This window comes from Edaphobacter sp. FHG110511_03, assembly GCF_059115365.1.
In genome coordinates this window covers 697,509-721,236 of sequence record NZ_JBZYWL010000003.1, presented here as the reverse complement: position 1 = coordinate 721,236, position 23,728 = coordinate 697,509, and the positions used below count along the sequence as shown (strand labels likewise).

The 23,728-nt window shown below is 54.1% G+C and carries 14 protein-coding genes; 2 read left to right on the top strand and 12 right to left on the bottom strand.

Features of this window, described 5'->3' with window-relative positions:
- Nucleotides 1–17: 17 nt before the first annotated feature.
- From AC5S26_RS16390 to AC5S26_RS16335, 12 genes are all read right to left on the bottom strand, one after another.
- Nucleotides 18–1,418, bottom strand: a complete 1,401-nt coding sequence (locus tag AC5S26_RS16390) for an L-fucose/L-arabinose isomerase family protein (RefSeq protein ID WP_494185981.1) — start codon at nucleotides 1,416–1,418, stop codon at nucleotides 18–20.
- A gap of 61 nt (nucleotides 1,419–1,479) precedes the next feature.
- Nucleotides 1,480–1,704: a hypothetical protein gene (locus AC5S26_RS16385; protein WP_494185980.1), complete on the bottom strand. Its 225-nt coding sequence runs from the start codon at nucleotides 1,702–1,704 to the stop codon at nucleotides 1,480–1,482.
- Nucleotides 1,705–1,715: 11 nt separating this feature from the next.
- Complete coding sequence (locus AC5S26_RS16380; protein WP_494185979.1) at nucleotides 1,716–3,452, bottom strand: sodium:solute symporter family protein; 1,737 nt, start codon at nucleotides 3,450–3,452, stop codon at nucleotides 1,716–1,718.
- A gap of 80 nt (nucleotides 3,453–3,532) precedes the next feature.
- Nucleotides 3,533–5,014 carry a xylulokinase gene (gene xylB, locus AC5S26_RS16375; RefSeq protein ID WP_494185978.1) on the bottom strand — a complete coding sequence of 494 codons (1,482 nt, stop codon included), beginning with the start codon at nucleotides 5,012–5,014 and terminating at the stop codon, nucleotides 3,533–3,535.
- Nucleotides 5,015–5,121: 107 nt separating this feature from the next.
- Nucleotides 5,122–6,324 carry an ROK family transcriptional regulator gene (locus AC5S26_RS16370; RefSeq protein WP_494185977.1) on the bottom strand — a complete coding sequence of 401 codons (1,203 nt, stop codon included), beginning with the start codon at nucleotides 6,322–6,324 and terminating at the stop codon, nucleotides 5,122–5,124.
- 190 nt (nucleotides 6,325–6,514) lie between these two features.
- Nucleotides 6,515–7,372: a sugar phosphate isomerase/epimerase family protein gene (locus AC5S26_RS16365; RefSeq protein WP_494185976.1), complete on the bottom strand. Its 858-nt coding sequence runs from the start codon at nucleotides 7,370–7,372 to the stop codon at nucleotides 6,515–6,517.
- A 191-nt stretch (nucleotides 7,373–7,563) separates the two neighbouring features.
- Nucleotides 7,564–11,058, bottom strand: a complete 3,495-nt coding sequence (locus AC5S26_RS16360) for a TonB-dependent receptor (protein WP_494185975.1) — start codon at nucleotides 11,056–11,058, stop codon at nucleotides 7,564–7,566.
- 321 nt (nucleotides 11,059–11,379) lie between these two features.
- Nucleotides 11,380–12,660, bottom strand: coding sequence for an MFS transporter (locus AC5S26_RS16355; RefSeq protein ID WP_494185974.1), 1,281 nt, complete (start codon nucleotides 12,658–12,660; stop codon nucleotides 11,380–11,382).
- Between the two features lie 49 nt (nucleotides 12,661–12,709).
- On the bottom strand, nucleotides 12,710–14,920 hold the full coding sequence (locus AC5S26_RS16350) for a molybdopterin oxidoreductase family protein (RefSeq protein ID WP_494185973.1): 2,211 nt from the start codon (nucleotides 14,918–14,920) through the stop codon (nucleotides 12,710–12,712).
- Nucleotides 14,917–16,530 carry a DmsC/YnfH family molybdoenzyme membrane anchor subunit gene (locus AC5S26_RS16345; RefSeq protein WP_494185972.1) on the bottom strand — a complete coding sequence of 538 codons (1,614 nt, stop codon included), beginning with the start codon at nucleotides 16,528–16,530 and terminating at the stop codon, nucleotides 14,917–14,919. The genes AC5S26_RS16350 and AC5S26_RS16345 overlap by 4 nt, the downstream gene beginning before the upstream one ends.
- Nucleotides 16,531–16,543: 13 nt before the next feature.
- Nucleotides 16,544–18,325, bottom strand: a complete 1,782-nt coding sequence (locus AC5S26_RS16340; RefSeq protein ID WP_494185971.1) for a sulfite reductase subunit alpha — start codon at nucleotides 18,323–18,325, stop codon at nucleotides 16,544–16,546.
- A 3-nt stretch (nucleotides 18,326–18,328) separates the two neighbouring features.
- The gene (locus tag AC5S26_RS16335) at nucleotides 18,329–20,110 is read right to left on the bottom strand and encodes a NirA family protein (protein ID WP_494185970.1); all 1,782 of its coding nucleotides are present in this window, start codon (nucleotides 20,108–20,110) and stop codon (nucleotides 18,329–18,331) included.
- A 568-nt stretch (nucleotides 20,111–20,678) separates the two neighbouring features.
- On the opposite strand from AC5S26_RS16335, the gene AC5S26_RS16330 reads away from it, so the two are divergent.
- Together AC5S26_RS16330 and AC5S26_RS16325 are read left to right on the top strand one after the other, a co-directional pair.
- The gene (locus AC5S26_RS16330; RefSeq protein WP_494185969.1) at nucleotides 20,679–21,524 is read left to right on the top strand and encodes a transporter; all 846 of its coding nucleotides are present in this window, start codon (nucleotides 20,679–20,681) and stop codon (nucleotides 21,522–21,524) included.
- Nucleotides 21,525–21,667: 143 nt separating this feature from the next.
- A complete protein-coding gene (locus AC5S26_RS16325; RefSeq protein WP_494185968.1) occupies nucleotides 21,668–23,323 on the top strand; it encodes a uroporphyrinogen-III synthase in 1,656 nt (551 codons plus the stop codon).
- Nucleotides 23,324–23,728: the final 405 nt, after the last annotated feature.

The following is a 23,728-nucleotide window of genomic DNA, read 5'->3' as shown; positions in this document are numbered from 1 at the left end:
AACGGTAATCGTTATGCCTAATTGTGCAGATGCATCGGCCAGCCGAGATACTTCTGGGCTGCCTCTTTTACTGGGCCGGCGACATGCGAGAAGTTCGCGGCGACGTGGTGTTCGAAGCCATTCTCACAGATATAGTGAAGCAACTGCTGCATATTGGGAATCTCGACCACGCCCGCGCCGCCGAACGTCTGAAGAGAATCATCCGTAAAGCTTCCCTGCCCGACATACCCCTTAATCGTTCCATCGAAGTCATCGGTGGAAAAGCGCACAAAGCTCATAGGCCCTGATTTCACCCTTCCGTCCAGCGTGCCAAAAGTATTTTCCTTGCCTACCGTTCCAGCAATGATCTGCTGAAAGTCCATCTTCACGCCCTCGCGGAAAAAGTGCTTTGGCAGATTGGAACAGTGGAAGCAGACTGCTTTATTGGGATCGGCTCCGTAGTTGTTGTTCCAGTCCAGCAGGGCCGAAGGAGTTTCGCTGGCAAGGCTAAGGGCATGCATAGAGACCGTTCCCATTGTGTCGACCTCGCATGCGCTGGGCAAAAGCTTTTCGCTCATCATGCTCATCACGGTGCAGGGCACGACTCCGAAAAACTCCTCCATCGAGGTCCAGCACTGAACAGAGGTGACATCGAGCGCGTTGGATTTCATCCAGGCATCAATGACCACCCCAAGCTTTGACATTTTTAGAAGTGCAGCCTCCGGCACGTCATGCACGGGAAGATAGCTCTTGATGGCATTAAGCTTTTCCTGCACTTCATGCTCGCCGTCCTGGAGACGCTGAATTCGTCCAAGCACCTCGCTCAGGTCCAGCGTATCGACGGTGATGCCACTCTTTTCCAGAAGCTTTTCCGAGTAGCGCACGGTGTTGAACGCCGCGGGCCTGGCTCCGATGGCTCCGATCCGGAGATTGCGGAATCCGCGCACGACACGGCAGGTCGCAGCAAAGTCTCTTAGATCATTGGAAAACTGCTCCGAGTCCAGTGCCTCTGTATGCAGGGTGGTCAAGGTATAGGGAATTCCATACTGCCGAAGATTATTGCAAATGGACATCTTGCCGCAGAAGCTGTCTCGCCGAAAAGCAATACTCATCTTTCCCGCATCGTCCGGGGTAGCCTGGATGAGGATCGGAACCTGGAGATTGGACAGTCGAACAGCATCGGCAAGACCGCGCTCTTCACCAAAGTTTGGAAGGGTAATGATGATCCCATCAATCTCACGCGCATGACGTTGAAACAGCTCAGCGCATATCTTCGCCTCGCTGTAGCTTTCAACGGCTCCAAAGGCAGTCTGCTCTGGAGTGACAACGATTGCTTTATGCCCCTGCCGCTCCAGGGCGGCTATGATCTCCGTCCGGCCTGTGGCTGCCAGGTGGCTTGGAAAAAAACCACGATTCCCTACAATGACTCCAAATGTCATCTGCCTGCCCATCTCTCCCCCAAATACTTCTTTATCTGCCGCGAACGGCGTTAAGGACTCCCTAGCCTTTACCAGGGCGAAAACGAATCACATAAAAAATGCCGAAGATGAGAAGAAGCAGACTCCACCACAACGTGGGATGCAATTCGTTCAAAGTCGTCGGGGCTTCATGTCCCATTGCTTCGTAGATTCCGTACGGCAACAGAATTAGCCCGTAAAGCAATGGAAGGACGCCCACAAAAAACCAGATCGAGAGTCGCTCCCCGCGGCCTGTTCCCTCAGCCATAATGTTTACTCCTACCAGAAGATCAGGTTCAAAACAAAGAACACCACAATTACGATGCAGGCCCAGAAGATGGGTTTCTGCCACAAAGCGTGTGCGCCATCATCCGGAATGGGAGTAGCTCCATAGACGAGGCCGGCAAGCTGAGCATCCGGGGTCGGCTCAGTCATCATGCTCACGATATATGTGATCACAACACAGATCAGGAAGCTCCAGAGAGCGCGGTAGAGATTTTCAGCCATCGGCTTAGCGTCAGGAGAGAGTGCGATATATCGAAGTGCTCCCGCGTCGCGTTGTACCCAGATCCACATGGCGATCGAGGCGATCGTACCGGAGAGCAGGCCCCAGAATCCTCCTGCCCGAGTAGCTCTCTTCCAGAGCATGCCAAGAACGACAGTTCCGAACAACGGAGCAATGAAGAAGCTGAAGAGCGCCTGCACATAATCCATAATGCTGGCGGCATGCGCGACCAGGTAAGCCGTTCCTACCGAGATCAACATGCCAACAATCGTCGACCATCGTCCCATGGATACATAGTGACGATCCGGTGCGTTCTTATTCATGTAAGCGCCGTAAAGATCGTAGGTCCACACGGTCGAAAATGCGCTGACATTACCCGCCATGCCGCTCATAAAACCTGCCACGAGCGCCGTAATTCCCAGTCCCAGAAGACCTGGGCCACAATAACGGATCAGCATCAGAGGGAGCACTTCGTTATAGCTATGTTGACCAGTGGCCGCAGCCACGTCTTCGCCAACCAGGTGCATGAGGCTGCCATCTGGATTTTTGAGCACCGTCAACGCCAGCAGTCCCGGCACGATGACGATGAGAGGAACTGCCATTTTGAACGCAGCCCCGATGATGGGCGCCATCTTGGCTGCACGCAGGTTATTCGCCGCGAGGACTCTCTGCACTACGAGAAAGTCTGTCGTCCAGTATCCAAAACTGATGACGAAACCGAGCCCAAAGACAATTCCCGTCCAGTGAACTCCCATGGGATTGTCTTTGAAGCTGCCGAGGGTGCTCCAGAGGTGGGTGTAGTCGTTCGATCCGATGTTTGTGGCAATCTGCGCTTTAAGATTTTGCCATCCGCCGGCCTCAATCAGGCCCAGGATCGGAATCAGTGCGGCGCCCGCCCAGATCAGCACGAATTGCAGAACCTCATTAATGATGGCGGAGCGCAATCCGCCCAACATCACATACACAGCGACGGTTACCGCGCCAACCCAGATTGAGAAGCTGATATTCCAGCCAAGGACCACCTTCATGACCAGCGCCATGGAATACATATTGACGCCGCTCATCAGGACTGTCATGAAGGCGAACGAAACCGCACTCACGCCACGCGCTCCCTCCCCAAAACGGAGTTGGAGATATCCCGGGACCGAGTGCGTTTTTGAGATGTAATAGAACGGCATCATCACAATGCCGAGGAAGAGCATCGCCGGGATTGCGCCAATCCAATACCAGTGCGCCGCCAGAATTCCGTACTGATAGGCTGCTCCCGCCCATCCCATTAACTCCAGCGAACCGAGATTAGCGGAGACGAAGCTCAAACCCGCGATCCAGGCGGACATTTCTCTGCCCGCCAGAAAAAACTCCTCGCTGGTATTCGTGGAGCCCTTCACGTAGAAGCCAATGAAGATCACGACAACGAAATAGAGCGCGAGAACCGCGATGTCGATGGGGGCCAGAGCCGTTAACTGGCGAGATGCAAAAAACAGCAGCAATTGTGGAGAACAGATTGGCATCAGGCTAACCCTAACAAGTCAGTTGCGGAATTTATTCTTTGCCTCGAAATAACTTCGACAGTCTATAACCTTAGCAATACTTAATGAAGATAAAGTTCTTGCAGCGCAGTTCGATAGGTCTCCATCGCTCGTCGATAAGCCTGGCGACGATCCGGCCGCGGAACCTGTTTACCATCCTTTGAAACAGCGACGCACCGATCTGCAATCTCAACAATGCTTGTGGGAATGCCTTTGGCGCGATAAAAAACATACATCGCCTGGATCGCGGCTCCCAGGCAACCGGCTTCTTCCTCTACGGGCATTTGTATGGTGGCGCCCGTAGCATCCGCCAGGAGTTGTCGCCACTCTCTCGAACGTGCGCCCCCACCGATCGCAAAGATTACACTGGGCTCTCTTCCGTCAAGAATCAGGTCGAGACCATTCAGAATCCCGAAACTTACACCTTCCACTGCAGCGCGAATCAGATTTCCGCTCGTAAAGTTATTGGAAGAGATCCCGACAATCGTCCCACGGGCACGTGGAAGGTCAGGCGTTCTCTCTCCATTAAGAAATGGCAGAAAGGACATGCCATCTGCCCCAGGTTGGGTTTCGGCCAACGCTGCGTCGAGGTCATTCACCGTCTTGCCAAGAGTGTTCAAAGTCTTGGTGACAACATTGGTAGCATTCATGGTGCAGACCAATGGCAGCCAGCCTCCCGAGGAAGAGCAGAACGAAGCGACCGACCCGGTCGAATCCGCAACAGGGTGCTCGCAGAAGGAATATACGGTGGAGGAAGTTCCAAGACTAAGGGTTACCACGCCTTCTCTCACATTGCCCGTTCCAATGGCTCCCATCATATTGTCGCCTCCCCCTGAGGAGACGAGGCAGTCGGGCGAAAGGCCAAGCTTCGCGGCAACCTCGGGACGGAGTGTGCCAACGACATCTTCCGGCTTGAGCAGGGCTGGAAGAGCCTTTCTCAGCAGTCCGGATCCGCCATCGATTCGATCAAGCACTTCGTTTGACCAATCTCGCGAGCGGACATCGAAAAACGCACTCCCGGAGGCGTCGCCATACTCGGCAACGAGCTGGCCTGTCAGCCAGAAGTTCAGATAATCGTGCGGCAGAAGAATATGACGAATACGGTCGAAATTCTCTGGTTCCTTCTCTTTGATCCAAAGCAATTTTGACGCCGTATAGCCAGTGAGAGGAACGATGCCGATCTTCTCCAGGCAGGCTGCACTTCCCCCCAGCTTCGCAATGAGCTCGTCATTCTGTGGAGCTGTCTCCGTGTCGTTCCAGAGCTTCGCCGGACGGATTACCTGCATCGCATCGTCCAGCACAACCAGGCCATGCTGCTGCCCTGAGACGCCCAGTGCAACTACCTTTGTGGTCGGGGCCTGCGAGACTGCCTGCCGGACTGCATCGCGTAAAGCCTCGATCCACCATTGCGGGTCCTGTTCGCGAGCTCCATTTTCACGTTCGATTAGAGAATGCTGCGCATATCCTCGCCCCAAAGGCCTGCCGTTCTCATCGATCAATAACGCCTTGGTACCCTGCGTCCCACAGTCAATTCCGAGATACATCCCTTTCCTCCATGCAGGTACCTGGTCTTTACTGCTCTCGTTCGATTGCGGAGAAAACGTTTACTGAAACCCTTATCATACCGGAGGACGCATCAACCCATTTGAGGTCATACCCGCGATCTTTTCCCGCGCTTTATCGTGCGTGAAACATGCGTCGATCGATGATAGTGGGAGTGTCTCTGCAGAAGCAGGGCTGCACCTCCACTCAAACGCGCCAGATATCCATCTCCCGCAGTGGTCAATTGCGGCGCGGGCCCTGCCAGCATTCCAGCCTCGAGCTCTTGCTGCACGACTGGGCCAATCACATCCCAACATGAGGTCAGCTCGCCAGTAATTAGAATTTTTTCGGGAGAGAGCGCTGCCGTCACCAGGCGCAAGCCACGTCCCAGCGCCACCGCCTGTGACTTGATAGCTTTCAGCGCAAATGGGTCTTTATCCTGCACCAGCCGTAGTAAACCTTGCACATCCGTAAGATGGGATCTACGCGACAGCTTTCGATAGGTTCTGATAGCAGCTCGAGATGAGGCAAACATCTCCCAGCAACCTCTCTGACCGCACCCACAGACTGGCCCTTTTGGATCGATTGGGATATGCCCGAACTCGCCAGCCAGACCATTAAACCCGGAATGCAGTTGACCGCCAGCGAGAATAGCCGTCCCCAAACCTTCGGAGACTGCGATCAGTACCGCATTTCTAACCCCCTCCAGGCGCCCTGACCATAGCTCCGATAAGAGGCAGGCATTCGCGTCATTATCGATCTCGACCTGCAGACCCATCGCTTTCTCTAAAGCCGATCGAATATCAAATCCGTCCCACTTCAGGTTTGGCGCCATCAGAAGCCGGTGGGTCGCTGGATCTATTCGCCCTGGAACACTTACCCCAATACCTTCAAAGGTCTTGTTCTTGTATTTGCCCTGTAGCGATCGCATCTTCTTAATGATCTTCGCGATCGCGGCCTCGGGACTTGAAGCGGTCATGATGGACTCATGCGACAGAAAGCGACCACTCAGGTCAACCACGGCAACGATTGCCTGATTCGGACGTATGTCGAGTGCCAGTGTAACCAGGTCATCGTTGACGGAGAGCATCGTCGAGGGCCTGCCGCGGCCGCCTCGCACCACAGGGCCTTCTTTTACCCATCCTTCGTCTATCAGGTCTTCTACAATCGCGGAGATGGTACTGGGTTGCAACCCGGAAAACCGGGATAAATCGACCCGGGACACGGGCTGTCGAAAGCGGATAAATTCCAGAACGATGTCGCGATTAATGTCCCGAGCCATCTCACTGGATGCCAGTTGGGCTGAAGACAAATCTATCCTTCGCACTCCATAATGTTGTGCGGGCGAGGGCGAGCTGCCGTTACCCCCAAGTTTGCTTGGAAGAGTCTTCATTTATTTTGACGATCATAATATCAGCCGGAATGCACGAGCAGGAAAAGACCGCCCCACCGCGCTACCCCGGTTCCATTATGTGCAACTTACGGCTCCATCCATCATACCGTTACGAGTAAGTACCCGAATTTTGCATTGCTTTCTTCATGCCACCCCAACTGATCCGGCTTGATTCCTCAGGCGTCGCCCCACCGTGCCAATGGGTCTCCAGACTGACCGCATCGCGATAGCCTGCTTTGGCCAATTCGCGAAATTGTCCCGTCCAGTCAATAATTCCCTCTCCGGTCGGAGACCATGCGATCTTGCCATCCGGCCCCTTGACCGCATTTTTAACGTGACAATGATGGATGCGATCCTTCGGCAGCATCTTCCACGCCACAGGATAGGCGTCGAGCTCTCCGCGCATTACGGCATTGCCGGGATCCCAGTTCAGAGCCAGATGAGATGACTTCACAGCTCCCAGCAGCCGAGCGGCCTCCCGCCCGGTTGCGGTATTGCAGGCAGGTTCATTTTCCACGACGAGTAAGATACCCTCTTTTTTGCATCGCTCCGCCGCCTCAGCTAGTTTGCGATCGATCGCATCCCGATAGGGCGTAACGTCCTCGAGTCTCCAGAAATCGAAGCACCTTACTTTGTTCGTCTTGAATTGTTTCGCCAGGGCGATGCTCTTCTCTAATACTTCATCCTGCAGTTTTAAGACATCCCCGGGAACATCTTTCTTCGGGCCTTCGGTGGAGCGCGGCGCGCCCGGCCAGTGAGCTTTAAACAACGGGCTGGCGATGTCAGTCACCTGCAGGTTGTATTTCGACAGGATCTTATGGACTTCAGCGAGCTCCGGATCCGTCAACGCCATCAAGCTCTTTTTCCACATTCCACGGAGCTCGACCCATTGCATTCCAAATTCTTTTGAGGCAACGGCACACGCATGATCGAAATCCTGCGCGATCTCATCGGTAATCACTGCCACCTTGAACTGCTGTGCTCCCGCAAAACCAAAGGCCCTTTGTGTTCCAAAACCTACGGCTGCCGCAGTTACTGCGTTTCGTAAAAAACCCCTTCGAGATATCACGTCCATTTCGCCCCATTCGTTATGAAGGCAGCGGATCGGCTCTTCCTTAGAGCCGATCCGCCGACTATACCGCCGCATCAATTATCGTTCTAAAACGTAATTCTTGCCGAGGCCTGCAGACTGCGGCCACCGCCCACGCCGTTCACGCTCCCCTGACCGCTGCCCAGCGTGTTGGTGATGCGCCCAAAGCTTCCGGATGTAAACAGATTGCCGCTACCGGAGTTCGGAACTGCGAACTGAGGTGTATTGCTCAGCTGGAATGCATCGAGTTTCGTCTCAAGAGCAGCCTTCTCATGCCAGAGGGGGAAGCTCTTGGAGATCGACACGTTGTTCTGGATGAAGCCTGGCCCTCGGAACTGATTTCTACCCGTATTGCCCAGCCGGACGTTCGATGCATTGCAACCCGTTGTCGGACATCCTCCCGGCTGCGAGAACGCCGACACATCCAGCCATGGGTTGTTGGGTCCAAGTCCACCAAGCACCTTATAGACGCCGGTCAGGTTCGCCAATTGCGCCGTTCCTGGAGTGTTCAGGGTACCGCCATTCGCGTACACCGAGAACGGTAGACCGGAGACCGCCGATATGGTTCCCGCCAACTTCCAACCGCCCAATACATAAGCGCCCACGCCCGAATTCAGATACTTTTTTCCACGTCCGGCCGGAAGCTCATACGTAAAGCTCTGCTCAAAATTCAGCTTTCGGTCGAAATCGTTCGGCGCATAGTTCCGTCGCAGATTCGCGGTCGTCAGGAAGATAACGTTGCCGTCATCGCTCGTCACATATCCGAGTCCCTTACCCCACGTAAACGCCGAGGTAAATGCCAGCCCTCGTGTATACCGCTTCGTAAGCTGCAACTGCAGAGACTGGAAGTTCGATGAAAATCCCTGAAAGATCTTATTCGTCGCGGCCGTGCGATGGACTGTGGATGGGCATCCTACGCAGTTGTACTCCGGTTTCGAAGCATTGCCTCCACCATAAATATCCGTAGGGTTGTTGATGTCGAGATTGGAAGGAATGCCGGTGCCATGGTTTCCGACGTATGCAATCTGCATCGACATGTCATACGGAAGCGCCTGCTGGATCGCAACGTTCCACGACATGACGTACGGATTCTTATAATCCAACGGAACGTAAAACAGGTTTTGCGCCGCCAGGGTCTGCGTTGTCACCGGAATGATGCCGTTCTGCGGAATCGGAACAGGAACCGGCGGCGGGAATCCAGCCTGGAAGGTCGCTAAGGTACTACCATCGGCTAATACCGCCGCTGTGTATGGACTACCGCCCGGCGGATTATAGGCGTTGTTCGAGCGAACCGGATAATTGTAGGCGTAGTTGTTGTCAGCATACGGCATGTAGCTCACGCCGAACCCTCCACGAATGACCGTGTCATCCGTGGCGCGGTACGCGAAGCCCGTGCGCGGAGCCCAGTAGCGAAATCGCGTCTGCATCCCCAGGTTCGACGGATTGCCGCCGACACCCGCAACCACAAGGTTGTTCGCAACCGGGTCATAGTTCGTAAACCCGCTCGCGATCTTCGGTGTCGCCGGGGGGTAGAACTCCCAGCGAACTCCGAGATCCAGTGTCAGCTTCGACGTCACCTGCCACTTGTCGGTGACAAACGCGAAGAACCACCACTGGCGATACGCCGGGAAGAATGTATTAACGTCACGTCCTACCTGGCTCGGACGGTCGAGAAGAAAGCTCGCAATATTATTGCCCAGGTTCGTCCCGGAACTCGACGCATCCGACGTCTGCTGGTCAGCAAAACGGAAGATGCCGCGAGGGCTGAAGGTCTGGTCCTGCAATAGATCGTCACGAATCCTGCGAAGGTCGCCTCCAAACTTGATTGTGTGGTTGCGAATGATCTTCGTCCAGTTATTCACGAAGTCGATGTTCGACTCCCCACGGATCCACGGTATGGAGGCGGAGTAGCCTATCAACGGATAGTCTTGATTCGTCTGACCAAAACCAGTAAGGAATATTCCCACCTGTCCACTGCTGAACTGATTGATGTTTACGCCCGGAATTCCCAGCGCATCGGCATCGTTCGATCCATAGTTGCTTGGCTGAGCATTGTTCCGCAGGTGAGCCACCCCGAATCGCACCTGGGTAAACAGCGTCGGCGAAAAGACGTGATCGTAGTTCACACCTGTGCTGTATGACGTTTGCGTTCCATTGCCCTGAAAGCCGCCACCTCCTGCCGGTCCTCCCAGGAATGGTCCGAACGCGGGAGCCTGGACTGTATTCACCCGCTGCCAACTGAACCGACCGCTGACGTGGTTCCGTTCGTTCATCGCGTAGTCGATCTTTGTATCCCAGCTATTCGTACCCTTGGTAAACGGCAGGATTGTCGTGTAGTTGTTTGCCGGTGTCAGCAGCGACGCCGAAGGCGTCAGCGTGCCGTACTGAGCTGCCGCTGCCTTCAATCTATTCAAAATATCCAGCGATACTGGGTTCACACGGCTGATCGGAATCTGGTTATTCGCAAATGCTGTGCGCGGGGTTCCACCCTGGGCTACCGGTCGTCCGTCGCCAGTCGCCGGATCGAAAATTTGACCCACACCTTTGGCCTGCAGCGTAGAGCTCAGATCGATGTTTCCCTGTGCATTCGCCGTAAAGTACCGCGCATCCGGAATCGTAAACGTGCCGCCTACAGTCTCGTGATCAGAGCTTCCCTGGTAGTCACCAAAGAAGAACAGCTTGTCCTTGAAGATCGGACCGCCAATCGACCCGCCATAGTTGTTGTACGAAAGATGACCAAGCTTAGGCCCGAAGTAACTCCGCGCATTCACTGCATTATTCTGGATGTACTCGAACGCCGAACCGTGAAATTTGTTTGTTCCAGACTTCAGGACAACGTTCGTTACCGCGCCAATCGCACGCCCCAGTTCGGCATCAAAATTATTCGTTGTGATGTCCACCGACTGAATCGCATCCGTGGGAGGAACGATGATCTGCAGAAGACCCGTGCGCTCATCGTCGTCAATGCCTTCGATCTGATATAGGTTGCCCATGCGTGGTATTCCATTCACGCGTGTCTGTAGCGAACCCTGGGCATTAAAGAACTGCGAGTGTTCGAACGTCGCTGGAGTCGATCCCGGCACAAGATTCAGCAGTGACTGGAAGTTTCGATTTGTCCCCATCGGGAGACTCTGCAGCTGCTGCGTCTCGAGCTTCGTGCTGATGTCTGCGCGGTCTGTCTGCAGCAGCGGAGGCGCCGTCGTCACCATCACCTCTTCCGACACGCTGCCCGGCGCTATGGCAAAGTCCACGCGCGTCGAAGAATTGATCAGAACATCGATGTTCTGGTGCGTCTCTTTCTTGAATCCGCTCGCAGTCACTGTAACGGAATAGGTTCCCGGCGGCAGGTTCGGAATGGTGTAGTTGCCACCTTCGTTCGTCACCGACTCATACACCGTCGCGGTCGCCGTCGCAGTTGCCGTGACCTTTGCGTTGGCAACAGTGGCTCCCGTTGAATCTGAAACGGTACCCAGCAGTGTCGCGCTAACGGCTTGTCCGAATGACGATGAAGATAAGGTCAACGAGCACAAAACAACCCAGACAAAAAACAGCTTCGATTTCATGGCACCGATCCTCCCGAAAAAGACGAGAGGCGGATTCTGCCTCTCGTAAAAACCTATTGTTTGAACTTCGAACGGGAACTTATCAGCACCGATTCAAGCGTGTCAAATAGAAAGAAAGCAGCGCACAACATCATCTAATCGCAGACGGGAAGTCCACAAAAGCCCTCATTCGACGCCTATATCGAGAGTTTTTGCAGATAAACGAAGACCCTCTTTGAGTTGCAGGGCCTTTAAAACATTTGGCACATCGACGATGCTCCATGCGCGGATGCATTCTCGACGTGCCATGTATGTATTGAAGGGCCGGGTGTTGCGTGTGTTCTAAACTTCAGAGGCTACCTCTTGAGCCTGACTCATAGAAGCTGTCAACGAGGAGGATGGAGAATGTGACGGCAATGGAACAATGGCACGACCACCGGCTCCTACCCAGGTCCGAGTCCACTTGCGCGAGACAATCCGTATTAGGCCCAGGATCGCAACCGCCAGGATGGCATAACAAATAAATCCAGCCGCATAAGATCCAGTGCGCTGTCTCGATTGGCCAAGCAGATTCGGAAGAATGCCTCCACCCAGAGCTCCGATTTCGCCGATCATTCCGCCAGCAACAGCCGTAGTAAGCGGCCATCGAAGCGGAACCAGCTGAAAAGTAGCTCCATTGCCCGCTCCCAGAGCAGCAAAGCAGAGCATAAAGAGTAGTGTCGTCAACACGAGAGACGGCTGAGCTACGAGCCCCAGAATACCCGCGATGGCGATAAGAAAGACAACGGAAAGCGTCGTAATTCCACCGATTCGATCGGCAGACCATCCCCCTAGAACGCGTGTCAGCGAACCTGTAAGTGTGGCTAACACGGTTAAAGAACCGGCTTGAACTTTCGAAACGTGAAACTGAGAGTAATAAAACGACGGCAGAAATGTGGCCAGGCCTAGAAATCCCCCGAACGTAATCACATAGATAAGGTTGAACGCCCACCCATCCTTCTCCCAAAGACAAGAGAGGTGTTGACGCAGGGTCTGGCGGTCGATATCGGGTGGCTCCTTGGCGAACAAAATCATCACCAGAAGTGGCAGCAACATCATGATCGCCGAAAATCCGTACACTTTCTGCCAGCCGAAGTGCTGAGCCAGACGCGGAGCAAGGAGAGCTGCAAGCGCTGTTCCGCTATTCCCTGCGCCCGCAATGCCCATCGCGAGCCCCTTATATTGTTTTGGGAACCAACCCGACCCCAGCGAAAGCGCTACGCCAAAACTCGCGCCGGCGATGCCGAGAAGAACTCCCATGGCGAGCACATCATGAAACGTATGCACAAAGAAGTATCCGTAAAGAAGAGCCATCAGGATGGCCGTCATCTCCACAATAGCTGCGTTTTTTCGCCCGATATATTGAGACAGAATTCCTAGAGGAAAACGCATCAACGCTCCCGCAAGCGTGGGCGTCGACACCATCAGCCCGATTTGCGCTGGCCTTAAATGAAACTGTTCGGAGATAAACGGCCCCATGGCTCCGTTCAGAACCCATACTGCAAAGGAAAAATCAAAGTAGAGGAAAGCACTGAAGAGCGTAGGCGCATGTCCAGCTTTGAGAAATGTTTTGAAATTTACCATATTGCCGATGGTCTCCGTCTCATTTGCTTTTTCGCGTCATTGGTTGTGTTCACTTACGGGTTGATGCAGTACGCCTGCTACTCAGCGGCGTTCGCTCGATACGAACAGCACACTGCTTGAAATTGGGCTCCCGTGAGATGGGATCAAATGCTCCAAGGGTTACGATGTTGGAGTTCGTCTCGGAAAAGTGGAAGGGCATGAAGACCTGTCCCGGCGCCACAATACCGGTAATTCGCAGTTCAAGATCGACAACGGCGCCACGGCGGCTACGCACAGTGACTCGGTCATGCGGTTTAAGATCGAGCCGGGTGGCGTCCACTGGATTCATCTCAAGCCAGGCGTTTGGCACCATGTTGTTAAGCAGCTCAACCTCAGCAGTTTTTGTTCTGGTGTGCCAGTGCTCCACCGTGCGGCCAGTATTGAGGATGAAATCGAAGTGCGAGTCAGGTTGTTCTACAAAAGGTTCACATGGAACGGAATGAATTCTGGCACGCCCATCGTCAGTGGGAAAGATGCCGTCCTGGTAGAGGGACGGGCCACCCCATTGCAAGCCGTTCGCATCATCTATCTGCTGCCAGGTGAAACCTGAATAGTCGCACATGCGACCGCGAGAGACCTTCTGCCACTCTAAAAAGGCGTCATGCGTAGTTCGCCACCCCGGATACAGTTCCTCTTTAACACCTAATCTTTCTGCAATGGAAAGAAAGATATCGAAATCTGGCCGGGCCTCTCCAGGAGGTGTAACTGCGGGATTAGCCTTTGAGACTCGGCGCTCCGAATTGGTATAGGTTCCTTCTTTCTCGCCCCAGATAGCAGCAGGCAGAACAAGGTGCGCAAATTCACTTGTAGGCGTGGGATGAAAGCCATCCTGAACGACGAGAAATTCGACATTACGCAGAGCATGCTCAAGCAGCTTGTAATTCGGAAAGGAAACCGCCGGGTTGGTGGCGACGAACCACAGGGCTTTGATGCGATTCTGCACGGCAGCCTCAATAATGTCGGGATAGGCGAGGCCTCGTGCTGTGGGTATTCGATCGACATCAATGTTCCAGATGCGAGCTAGATCTTCGCGATCCTGGGGATTGTCGTACTTGCGATAGCCAGGGAGGGATGCGGTGAATCCAGTCTCTCGCGTTCCCATAGCATTGCACTGACCTGTGATGGAGAAAGGCGCGGCCCCGCGGCGACCTATATTACCCGTGATCAGCGCAAGATTGTTGATCGCAGCAACGGTGACAGCACCTTGAGTGGAATGATTGACCCCCATGGTCCAGCCGATAAAAGCAGATTTAGCCCGGCCATAGAGCAACGCCGTATGGATGAGTTGTTCTTCGGTAAGACCGGTAATCGACGCTACATGGGCTGGTGTGAAGGTCGCGACAAAGTTCGCGAACTCTTCATAGCCCGTGGTATGTCGAGCGATGTAGTCCGCATCGATCAGGCCTTCACATATGAGAATGTGAGCAATCCCATTGAGAAGTGCGATATCGCTGCGCGGCTTTGCCGCAAGATGAATGTCCGCCATCATGGCTGTCTTCGTAACTCGTGGATCGACGACAATCAGGGTGCGAGCCTTGGATCCGGGAGAGGTGCGGTCGAGACGATGACAAAGAATCGGATGATTGTCGGCAACATTCGCTCCGATCAACAAAATGACATCGGCATCCTCCATGTCGGTATAGGAGCCAGGAGGACCATCAGAACCAAAGGAAAGCTTATAGCCTGATACGGCGGACGCCATGCAGAGCGTGGTATTGCCATCATTGTTGCGTGTCCCGAAACCTAGCTGAACCAGTTTGCCGAGTGTGTAGCACTCTTCTGTGAGCAATTGCCCGGTACCGACGACGCCAAGCGATTCGTTGCCATAGCGGCTCTGGATATCGCGAATACGCGAGACCATGGTGTCGAGAGCTTCCTCCCAGGAAACAGGCGTAAGGACGCCGTCTTTACGGAGAAGTGGTTGTCGAGCACGACCAGGAGCCGAAAGAATATGGTGCTCGGAGAGCCCCTTTGGGCACAGCTTGCCTCGATTAACCGGATGATCCGGATTGCCGCGCACCGCTACAGCTTTGTTTTCGCGAGTACCGATAAGCATGCCGCACCCGACAGAACAGTAACCGCAGGTCGTTTTGGTCCACCGGTCCGCGATGCGCGACTCAGAGATATGGCCATAAATGGGATCTTCGGCGTAAGCGTATTTCTCGCGACGCGTATCGATCCCCGTAAGCTGTTTTAGTTTGGCTAAGAATGCGTTGCTCATGCGTGACCCGATCTCACGAAGGTAAGAGCCATGTTGAGCGGCACGACAGACACGAAGAAAAGATAGCGAGCGGAGATGACTCCAGCCAATGCAGCAGGCAGCGCTAGAAGAGGCTGTCCAGCGATGGATAGAAGAAGCGCGAGACCCACGAAAGCGAAAGAGACAAGAAAAGTTCCGCGCAAATTATGCGTGTTCAGCAAAGATGCTGCGGCGCGATGTTCATAGACCTCGGAACGGTGGAGACGAACGATACGAACCACGTGATTCAACGTCCAGAGTGCAGCGCCCAAAGCAAGCGGCCAGAAAGCAAAATCTACCGCGCCATGCGAGAAGCCGTGCGTGCTTAGAAAAGGGATGTGACCTAGGTGTTCTGTCGTTCGTAATAACAAAGGCATGGCAGCACTGCCCAGCAGTACGGAACTAATTAGAAAATCGGCAATAGTGTGCGACGTATTCCATGCGGGCCGCGCGGGAACGAGGTAGATCCGCGCACTGGCGACAATTCCGGCAATACCGATCACCGGGGCAAGCACCTCCAGCACAGGGAGAATCGATGCCGGAAACATCTTTATCGCCGTGAGCCACGATGCCGCTGTAAGAGACACCAGAGCAATAAACAGAGCGCCAAATAAAAAAACCTCGCGCGAAAGCCAAGAACGGCGCCACATCTTGAGAGCACGCCACGCATAGGCAGGGCGTCCCAAGTGAAAGATGGAGATATTAAGAGTCAGGGCGGTAAGAGTGAGGACCAGAGTAAGGGCGATAGGACCGGCATTGCGTGAGACCACAGAGACGACAAGAGCGCCAACCGAGAGCTGGATGAGCGAAGTCATCCAGACAAGAGACCAGTGAGGGTGCTCGGGGCGGATCGTCTCTATGTCAACGCGTTCAAGAGAGGCTGTCGCGTTTTGTGGCAGCGTAATACGTGTAGTAGAGAGGGTATGCCCTGCGGAAGGCATTCCCGGAGCATCGGCAGCTGCATGATCGCTTCGCCATTCCAATTGATCGACAATTTCAATCTCGATAGCGTTCTCAGGACATGCATTGACGCATGCTGGTTCGAGTCCAGATGTTAGGCGGCCATGGCACATGTCGCACTTGCCCACCACGCCGCGCTCCGGATTGAACTGCGGCACAGAGTAGGGACAGTTCCATACGCAATACTGACAGCCGATGCAAGCCTCGGCGGAGTGAAGAACAATTCCCGTGACAGGATCTTTCTTGTAAGCGTCCACGGGGCAGCCGCGAACGCAATCCGCTGACAGGCAGTGGTTACAACCCATGGAAAGGTAGTGGCGCACCGTATTGGGCCAGGTCCCCCCTTCGATCTCTCCGATGCGCCGCCAGCGAAGATCGGCAGGATTCCCGTTCTGCTCATTGCAGGCAACTTCGCAAGACCGGCACCCGATGCATTTCGTCATATCGAAATGAAAGCGGTATTGTTCCCCCGGCTGTAACGAGCGCATTGGTATAAGCGAAGATTGAACTTCTCCACCGTCATGCGGCACAATCTCAAGGCCGTTCTCTGTCAGCCGAACGATATTGTTCGGTGTCTCGGAGTGTGCGAGTTCGTGAAGCGGGAGCGCCATGCCGGGTCCTTGCTGTCGCATAAAGAGGCGAGACTCAGTAAACGTCGCGGTGATAGCGATGCTGATCTTTCAGCTGTTGCACGTATTCGATTGCAGCTTCATCACTCAATCGGCCTTGCTCTTGCGCGATGGTATGAAGGGCGGTATCCACATCTTTGGCCATATGAGTCGCATCTCCGCAGACATACATACTTGCCCCCTCCTGCAGCCACTGCCAGAAGGTGGGAGCTTGTTCACGCATGCGATCCTGGACGTAAACTTTTCGATCCTGATCGCGTGAAAATGCAAGGTCGAGATGCGTAAGGTGCCCGTCGGACTTCATAGCATGTAGCTCATCGCGATAAAGAAAGTCAGTCGCGGCGGAACGCTCGCCGAAGAAGAGCCAGTTGCGGCCCGTGTGCCCCAGAGCGCGTCGTTCATGAAGAAAAGAACGGAAGGGGGCGATCCCCGTACCCGGACCTATCATGATGATGGGCGCATTGGAATCAGCTGGGAGCCGAAAACGCTTGTTGGGTTGAATGTAGACAGGCAGCGATTCGCCCCTGCCAACTCGATCCGCAAGAAGTGTTGAACATACGCCACCGCGTTCGCGATTATGGGCTCGGTAACGGACAACTGCCACCGTCGTATGAATCTCCCCTAGATGCGCGCTGGGGCTCGACGAGATGGAATAGAGCCGTGGTGTGAGCCGTGGAAGCATTGCAACCAGATCGGCTGGCTCGTGAAGAGCTCCCGGATAGTCGTGAATCAGATCGACGAGACCACGATCGTAAGTATATTTTTTGAGGCTTTCCTGCTGCTCTGGAGCCAGAAGTTGGAACAGGGCCTGGCAGCCACCAATCGTTGCATAGGCCTCAAGGATCTTACGACTAAGACGAGAGATCTGAAGATGATGAAGAAGCGCGTCAAAAAGATTTGTCGCACCGGATTTTGGAAGCTGCACTGGGACGGAACCGCTGAAATTTAGGGCATGCAAAATCTCTTCTACAAGATGGATATCGTTCTGGGGGATAATTCCGCAGGCATCACCCGATTCATAGCGAAGCATCGAATCCTTGATATTGAAGGCGACGTGCAACGTGAGTTTGCTAGACATATCACAGGTCAGCGCGTGCTTATCGATAAGCGGCGCTCGAAAGGGATTATCGCGCGTATAAGTCACAGTATTGCTGGACTGATTTGCTGTGGAAGATGTCCCTGCGGCCAAAGAGGGCTCTGCCTTTCGAGAAGGACGTGAGGCAACAATGTCGTCGATATTGGCGTAGAGCGCCTCCTTCCAACGGGCAAAGCTCTCGTCAAGATCAACGTCGCAGTCGACGCGATTGCAGATTCTTGTTCCGGCTAAAGAAGCTAGCTTGTTGTCGAGATCAATTCCGAATTTGCAGAAATGCTCGTAGGTAGAATCGCCCAGTGCCAGTACGGCATAGGAAAGATCCTGACAGCACGGAAAAGCCTCCAGGCATAGCTGCTCATAAAACGGACGAACCGCGTCCGGAGCATCACCCTCGCCATAAGTGCTGGCGATAAAGATCGCATAGGATTCGGCAAACAGCGATGCGGGTGTATAACCCTCCAGAGAAGTAAGGGAGACAATATGCCCTTTGGCCTTCAAATCCTTAACCACCTTGCGAGCAAGCCCCTCAGCGGTGCCGGATTGCGAAGCATAAAGAACGGCAATTTTTAGTGATGGAGGTGGATCCACGCTCACTGCCGCAGCGGGCACGTGCGAATAGATCCCCGCAAGAAATCCATTCAGCCAATTGCGCTGCTCTGGCGTAAAAGGAGCGTTATCTGGGATAAAAGGAACAGTCTGCATGGTCTATCCTTTCTCCTGATTGCAGAAGGATTGGAGTTTCGCAATATCGTGCCTCCGAGCAAACTGCAGGAAGGTCTCGTCCGGCTCGCCCTGTGCGGCATAGGTAGCAAAGAGGCTTTCCAGCCGAGGCGCTAGCTCGCTGAAGCGAACAGCGGGGATCAGCTCTCTGGCGATTCCCTGGTCATTGTCGGCGCCACCGCCGATCATGACTTGATATCCTTCGTCACCGGAAACCTTAACGCCCATCAAACCTATGTCGCCTATATAGTGCTGCGCGCACGAGTGATGGCAACCTGTGACGTGAAGATTGATCGGCTGATCGAGAACAGGAAAGCGCTTATCCAGATGCCGCGCCAACTCAACGGCATGTGACTTTGTGTCGGTGGCTGCGAAACGGCATCCTTTGTTACCCGTGCAGGCGACGGTTCCACCAAGAACGGTCCCCGACTCATAGTTCAGACCAATGCCGCGAATAGCCTCGCTCGCAGCCTCCAGTTGTGCGGTAGGAATATTGGGAAGAATAAGATTCTGCCAGACCGTGAGGCGAATCTCCCCTGTACCGAACTCATCCGCTGTAGCTGCGATTGCATGCATCTGCGCTGCAGATAAACGTCCAACCGGAACCGAGACGCCTGCATAGTGCAGATCTGGCTGCTTCTGAGGATGAAAACCAAGATGAGCTCGACGATCAACATCTTTGCGCGGTTCGCACTCCGTGAACGGCACCCGGATCAGCGGGAAGGCAAGAAGCTTTTCAGTCTCTTCCAGGAAGCGTTCTACGCCCCACTTATCGATCAGGTATTTCAGGCGAGCTTTTTTGCGGTCGGTTCGGTCACCATTCGCAATAAAGACCCGGATCATGGCCGCTGCAACCGCGACAGTATCTTCCGCGCGCAGGAGCAGGCCACAATCTCCGCCGAATTGACGATGCCCTGTAATGCCTCCTAAAAGAACACGGAAATAAACTCCTGCAGGAACGCTGCGTTCTTCCCGGACCGAGACCGCGACAAAGCCGATATCATTCGTGTCGGCCACAGCGGAGATGGAACCACCATTATCAAAGGCGATGTTGAACTTGCGCGGAAGGTCATACATATCGCGCGAGTTCGTGATATACGCCTGCATCGCCTCGGCGAAAGGAGCGACATCGATAAGTTCGTGCCGATCAAAGCCAGTCAGAGGGGAAGCCGTGATGTTGCGAATATTGTCAGCGCCAGACCCGCGTGAGCTCAACCCTATGGCTTGAATGCGGTTGAGTACGCGAACAATGTCACGCGGTTGCAGCTCACGAATCTGCAGATTACTGCGCGTCGTAAGATCGGCGTTCCCAGAGCCGCATTCTTCAGCGAGCTGAGCTAGTCCGCGGAGTTGATGGGCCGACAGGATGCCCCCCGGCACGCGAAGGCGCAGCATGAATGAGTCCTGCGCCGGAGCGACATGGAAAAGCCCAAGATACTTCAGCCGAAAACGATCATCGTCAGTGGGTGGAAGATTTTGATTGTTGTACTGCAGAATCTTGTCCCAGATTGCAAAGGGATCTTGCTCCTGCTTCCAACGCTCCTCTCTCGATAGGTCGGAGACAGGTGTATTAAACCAGGTCGGCTCGACTTCACTGTCCGCCTGGTTAGCAAGACCGCTCGCCGGATCGGAAGTGATGAGTCCGTTCGAAGTATGCCCGACAAAAGGCGTTGCCCCTCGCTGCGCGATACCGGCAAAAAAACCCTGTAGATATTGCTTCTGCTCCGAAGTAAACTCGGCCGGATTTGTCGCGATATCTGTGTTCATACAAGCTCCTTGAAACCACGGTTCTGTCCATATGCACAGAACAATGAATTACGAGCGCCGCGAGAGGAGACACGGAGACTCTGGCCAGAAGGCATCACAGCGCAAGCTGCGAATTACGATCAGGGCTCTTCAAGGAGCTAAGACAAATTGTTTGTTTGGGAAAAGCTCCCTTCAACGCATTGGTTGAAGGTTGAATCGCTGAACGTCAACAGGGGGACGTTCGCTGAACCGATAATAGCGGCAAACAAGCGGAACGGCAAGCGAATTTGAAAATGCGAGAAATCCTGCTTGCTGGAATCAGAAACTCGTGACAGGATACGGATATCTCCAGCCCATAATTGACACCTTGATGTGTCGCGGTCATGGCTTGCAGAAATGCAGGCCCTCCGGGCGGGTGGACCCTTTGTCTGCCCAAAATCCAGCAACATTCAAAACAAAACACACTGGCACGTCTTGTGTAACGGATTCCTCGTGGAACTGGACACACCAGTGATGTTGATGGACACCGGAAACACTCGTCACAGGGTGACGCATGTCTCGGGAAGCCTGCGCAAAATCAAGGAGAATTATGACCCGTCTAATCGCTCGATTCATAGCCTTCCCCCTTCTCGCCCTCTCACTCGCCTGCAGTACTCTTTGCGCGCAGGAGGGATTCTTTCACTCCTGGGAAAATCGCGTACGTGCTACCTCGGCAAAACAACCCTCCTGGCCGGTTCCTGTTGTGGCGCCTGCATCAACCATCGTTCAATTGGCCCGAGTGGATTTCGTAAGGCAGTACACGTCAACCCACACCCTCACATGGAATTACGACAATGGAAAGGGGGTCAACTTTATCCCCTTTGCACGCACCGAATTTGATATCAATCTTCCGCCGTACATTCAGCACAATACGCCGAAGACCGCGGACGGCGCGGGCGATATCGCACTCGCTGCGAAGTACAGAATGTTCGCCGCTAGTGAAGGTGGAAACTACTCGACGGCAGTTCAGGTGGCATTCTCCATCCCAACCGGAAGCTATAAAAACGGTACCGCCGCGGCTACCGTGACGCCATCGTTCGTTGGCGGTAAAGGTTTCGGAAAATTTGATATCCAGTCCGGTATTGGCGGAGTGTTACCAACAAGTTCAGGGAACACAATCGGAAAAACGATTCTTTGGAATACCGTCGTCCAATATAGAGTAGGCAAATACCTGTGGCCTGAATTGGAGGTCAATTCCAGTTATTTCCACGGCGGCCCCAATAATGGGAAAAATCAGACCTTCCTGACCCCGGGCCTGATGGTTAGCAAATTCAAGCTCAGAAGCGATCCCAGGGACAGGCTTGCCTTGCTTGTCGGAGGCGCGATGCAGATCGCCACGTCAAGCTACCATAGCTATAACCATGGTCTGATCCTCACCAGCCGCCTGACATTCTGATCGGGTATTGGCGGCCCAAACAGACAGAACCTCGTAATCTATAAGAGAAGATAAAATTATTGCAAACTCACTGAATTCACTTTTTTTGAAAATCCTGGCCTGATAGTTGCAAAAAAGATGGACGGCTACCCATCGGAGGATCCGTGGCGCACGCAAGCTTCAAAGGACTTCGTATACTTTCGCTGGAGTCCCGTCGCGCAAAAGAGGTTGAGAAGCTGATCCGCACCTACGGGGGCGAGGCTATTGTCGTGCCTGCCATGCGTGAGGTCGGGCTCGAATCAAACGGTGAAGTTCTTGAATTCGCCGCTGGGCTCCTACGCGGAGAGTTTGACCTTGTCCTCTTTCTGACCGGCGTAGGCGTTCGCGCAATGCTCGACATCGCCCAGGAGCGCTTCGACCGGGAAGAGTTTCTGGGATCTCTTCGCAAAGCGAAGATTGGTGCGAGGGGAGCAAAGCCAACCACCGCGCTCAGGGAACTGAAGGTTCCTGTGCACGTCATCTCCGAAGAACCAAGCACCTGGCGTGAGTTGCTCGAAGCCGTGGAGAAGCAATTCGGCAATTCGCTTGCAGAGATGAGCGTGGCAGTTCAGGAATACGGAGCATCGAACCCCGAGTTCCTCTCTGAGCTAAGCGGGCGCTGCCGCACCCTCACCAAAGTTCCGGTCTATCAATGGACATTGCCTGAAGACCTTCAACCGCTGCGTGAGAGTATCCTCGGGTTGCTGAATGGCACGATCGACGTCGTCTTATTCATGACTGCCGTCCAGGTAATTCACCTGTTTCAGGTAGCGGAACAAATGAGCGTTGCATCCCAGCTACGTGAAGCTCTTCAGTCCACGGTAGTGCTGTCCATCGGGCCGACGACATCGGAAGAGCTGGCCCATTACGGCATTCAGCCAGATTTCGAGCCATCGCGCCCCAAGATGGGTTTTCTGGTCAACGAAGCAGCACAATATTCAGCGCGGCTCCTGGAGCAGAAGCGCAACCGGAAGATCGAAGGCATCGTCACGGATCCTCAGGAAGAGGATGAAGACAACAGCGAAGACGGCAAGCCTGTCCGTCGAGTCGAGGCCTCCACGCCGACGATGGCCGGGTTCCGCGATGGCCTGCGTCAGATTGATTTTCTGCATGAGATCAGCAGCCGGATTGCCGCTGCAGATTCCTTGCACCTGGTATTAGACCGGATCGTCCACTTCATCTCCACCGTGATTCCTTGCGACTCTTGTTTTATCTATGTCCTAGAAGAAGACAACCTGGTCATGAGAGCATCGAAAAACCCGCATGCCGACCTCGTCGATCAGATTGGAGTTCAGATCGGGCAAGGCGTCACGGGATGGGTCGCCAAGCATAGGCAAGCCGTGGCACTCGCATCGGGGGCGTCGAACGATTCGCGATTCAAAGCCTTCAAAAATCTTCCCGAGGATCACTTTGAAGCCATGCTCTGCACCCCAATTATGTGCGCCGGGCGCGTAGTCGGAGTGATCAACCTGCAACATCGCCTATCGTATCGGCATACGACGCACGAAGTGCGATTGCTGTCGACACTGGGACATCTGGTCGGCGCTGAGATCGAGCGTGCGCGTCTCGAAACGGAAAACTCACAACTGGCAAACCGCCTGGAAACGCGGAAGTCCGTAGATCGCGCGAAAAGCGTCCTGCAACGCGATCTCTCCATAAGTGAGGACGAAGCCTACCAGATGATGCATCGGGAGAGCAGACAGCGCCGTAAATCGATGCGCGAAATTGCGGATGCAATCCTTCTCTCAGAAGAACTGCGCCGCACACAGACCAGTACCTGATGGTCAGATCTCTGACATTCCCTCTAAAAATTCACCCTCATCATCAACTTGACGGTTCGTAAACCACACCTTTTCCGTACAACGGCCTCCTTGCGGTCCGCCTGTACAGACATGAAACTGTGTAGTAGAACTGCAGTTAAGTTCAAGTCAGCGCGAACGCGCTTCACTTTCTATGGCATCCACATGGAAGGCGAAGCTTATGCGTGAAGGCGACAGGATAACCTCTATCGCTTTTGATTTCTCTTGCAGTTTTTCAGCTATGATGCCAATTCGATTCGTCGTCGGTACAACGTCTTTGATTACCGCTCTGGCTATGTTTTGTTGGAGCCCACCCCTATTGCCTGCTGCAGCGGCTCAACAAACGCGTTCTCATTCGCCCGGTTCCTTCAATTCCAGCCAGGTACG

Coding starts and splice junctions, on each gene's coding strand:
- AC5S26_RS16390 (WP_494185981.1), bottom strand. CDS start 1,418: ATGACATTTGGAGTCATTGTAGGGAATCGTGGTTTTTTTCCAAGCCAC.
- AC5S26_RS16385 (WP_494185980.1), bottom strand. CDS start 1,704: ATGGCTGAGGGAACAGGCCGCGGGGAGCGACTCTCGATCTGGTTTTTT.
- AC5S26_RS16380 (WP_494185979.1), bottom strand. CDS start 3,452: ATGCCAATCTGTTCTCCACAATTGCTGCTGTTTTTTGCATCTCGCCAG.
- xylB (WP_494185978.1), bottom strand. CDS start 5,014: ATGTATCTCGGAATTGACTGTGGGACGCAGGGTACCAAGGCGTTATTG.
- AC5S26_RS16360 (WP_494185975.1), bottom strand. CDS start 11,058: ATGAAATCGAAGCTGTTTTTTGTCTGGGTTGTTTTGTGCTCGTTGACC.
- AC5S26_RS16355 (WP_494185974.1), bottom strand. CDS start 12,660: ATGGTAAATTTCAAAACATTTCTCAAAGCTGGACATGCGCCTACGCTC.
- AC5S26_RS16350 (WP_494185973.1), bottom strand. CDS start 14,920: ATGAGCAACGCATTCTTAGCCAAACTAAAACAGCTTACGGGGATCGAT.
- AC5S26_RS16345 (WP_494185972.1), bottom strand. CDS start 16,530: ATGCGACAGCAAGGACCCGGCATGGCGCTCCCGCTTCACGAACTCGCA.
- AC5S26_RS16340 (WP_494185971.1), bottom strand. CDS start 18,325: ATGCAGACTGTTCCTTTTATCCCAGATAACGCTCCTTTTACGCCAGAG.
- AC5S26_RS16335 (WP_494185970.1), bottom strand. CDS start 20,110: ATGAACACAGATATCGCGACAAATCCGGCCGAGTTTACTTCGGAGCAG.
- AC5S26_RS16330 (WP_494185969.1), top strand. CDS start 20,679: ATGACCCGTCTAATCGCTCGATTCATAGCCTTCCCCCTTCTCGCCCTC.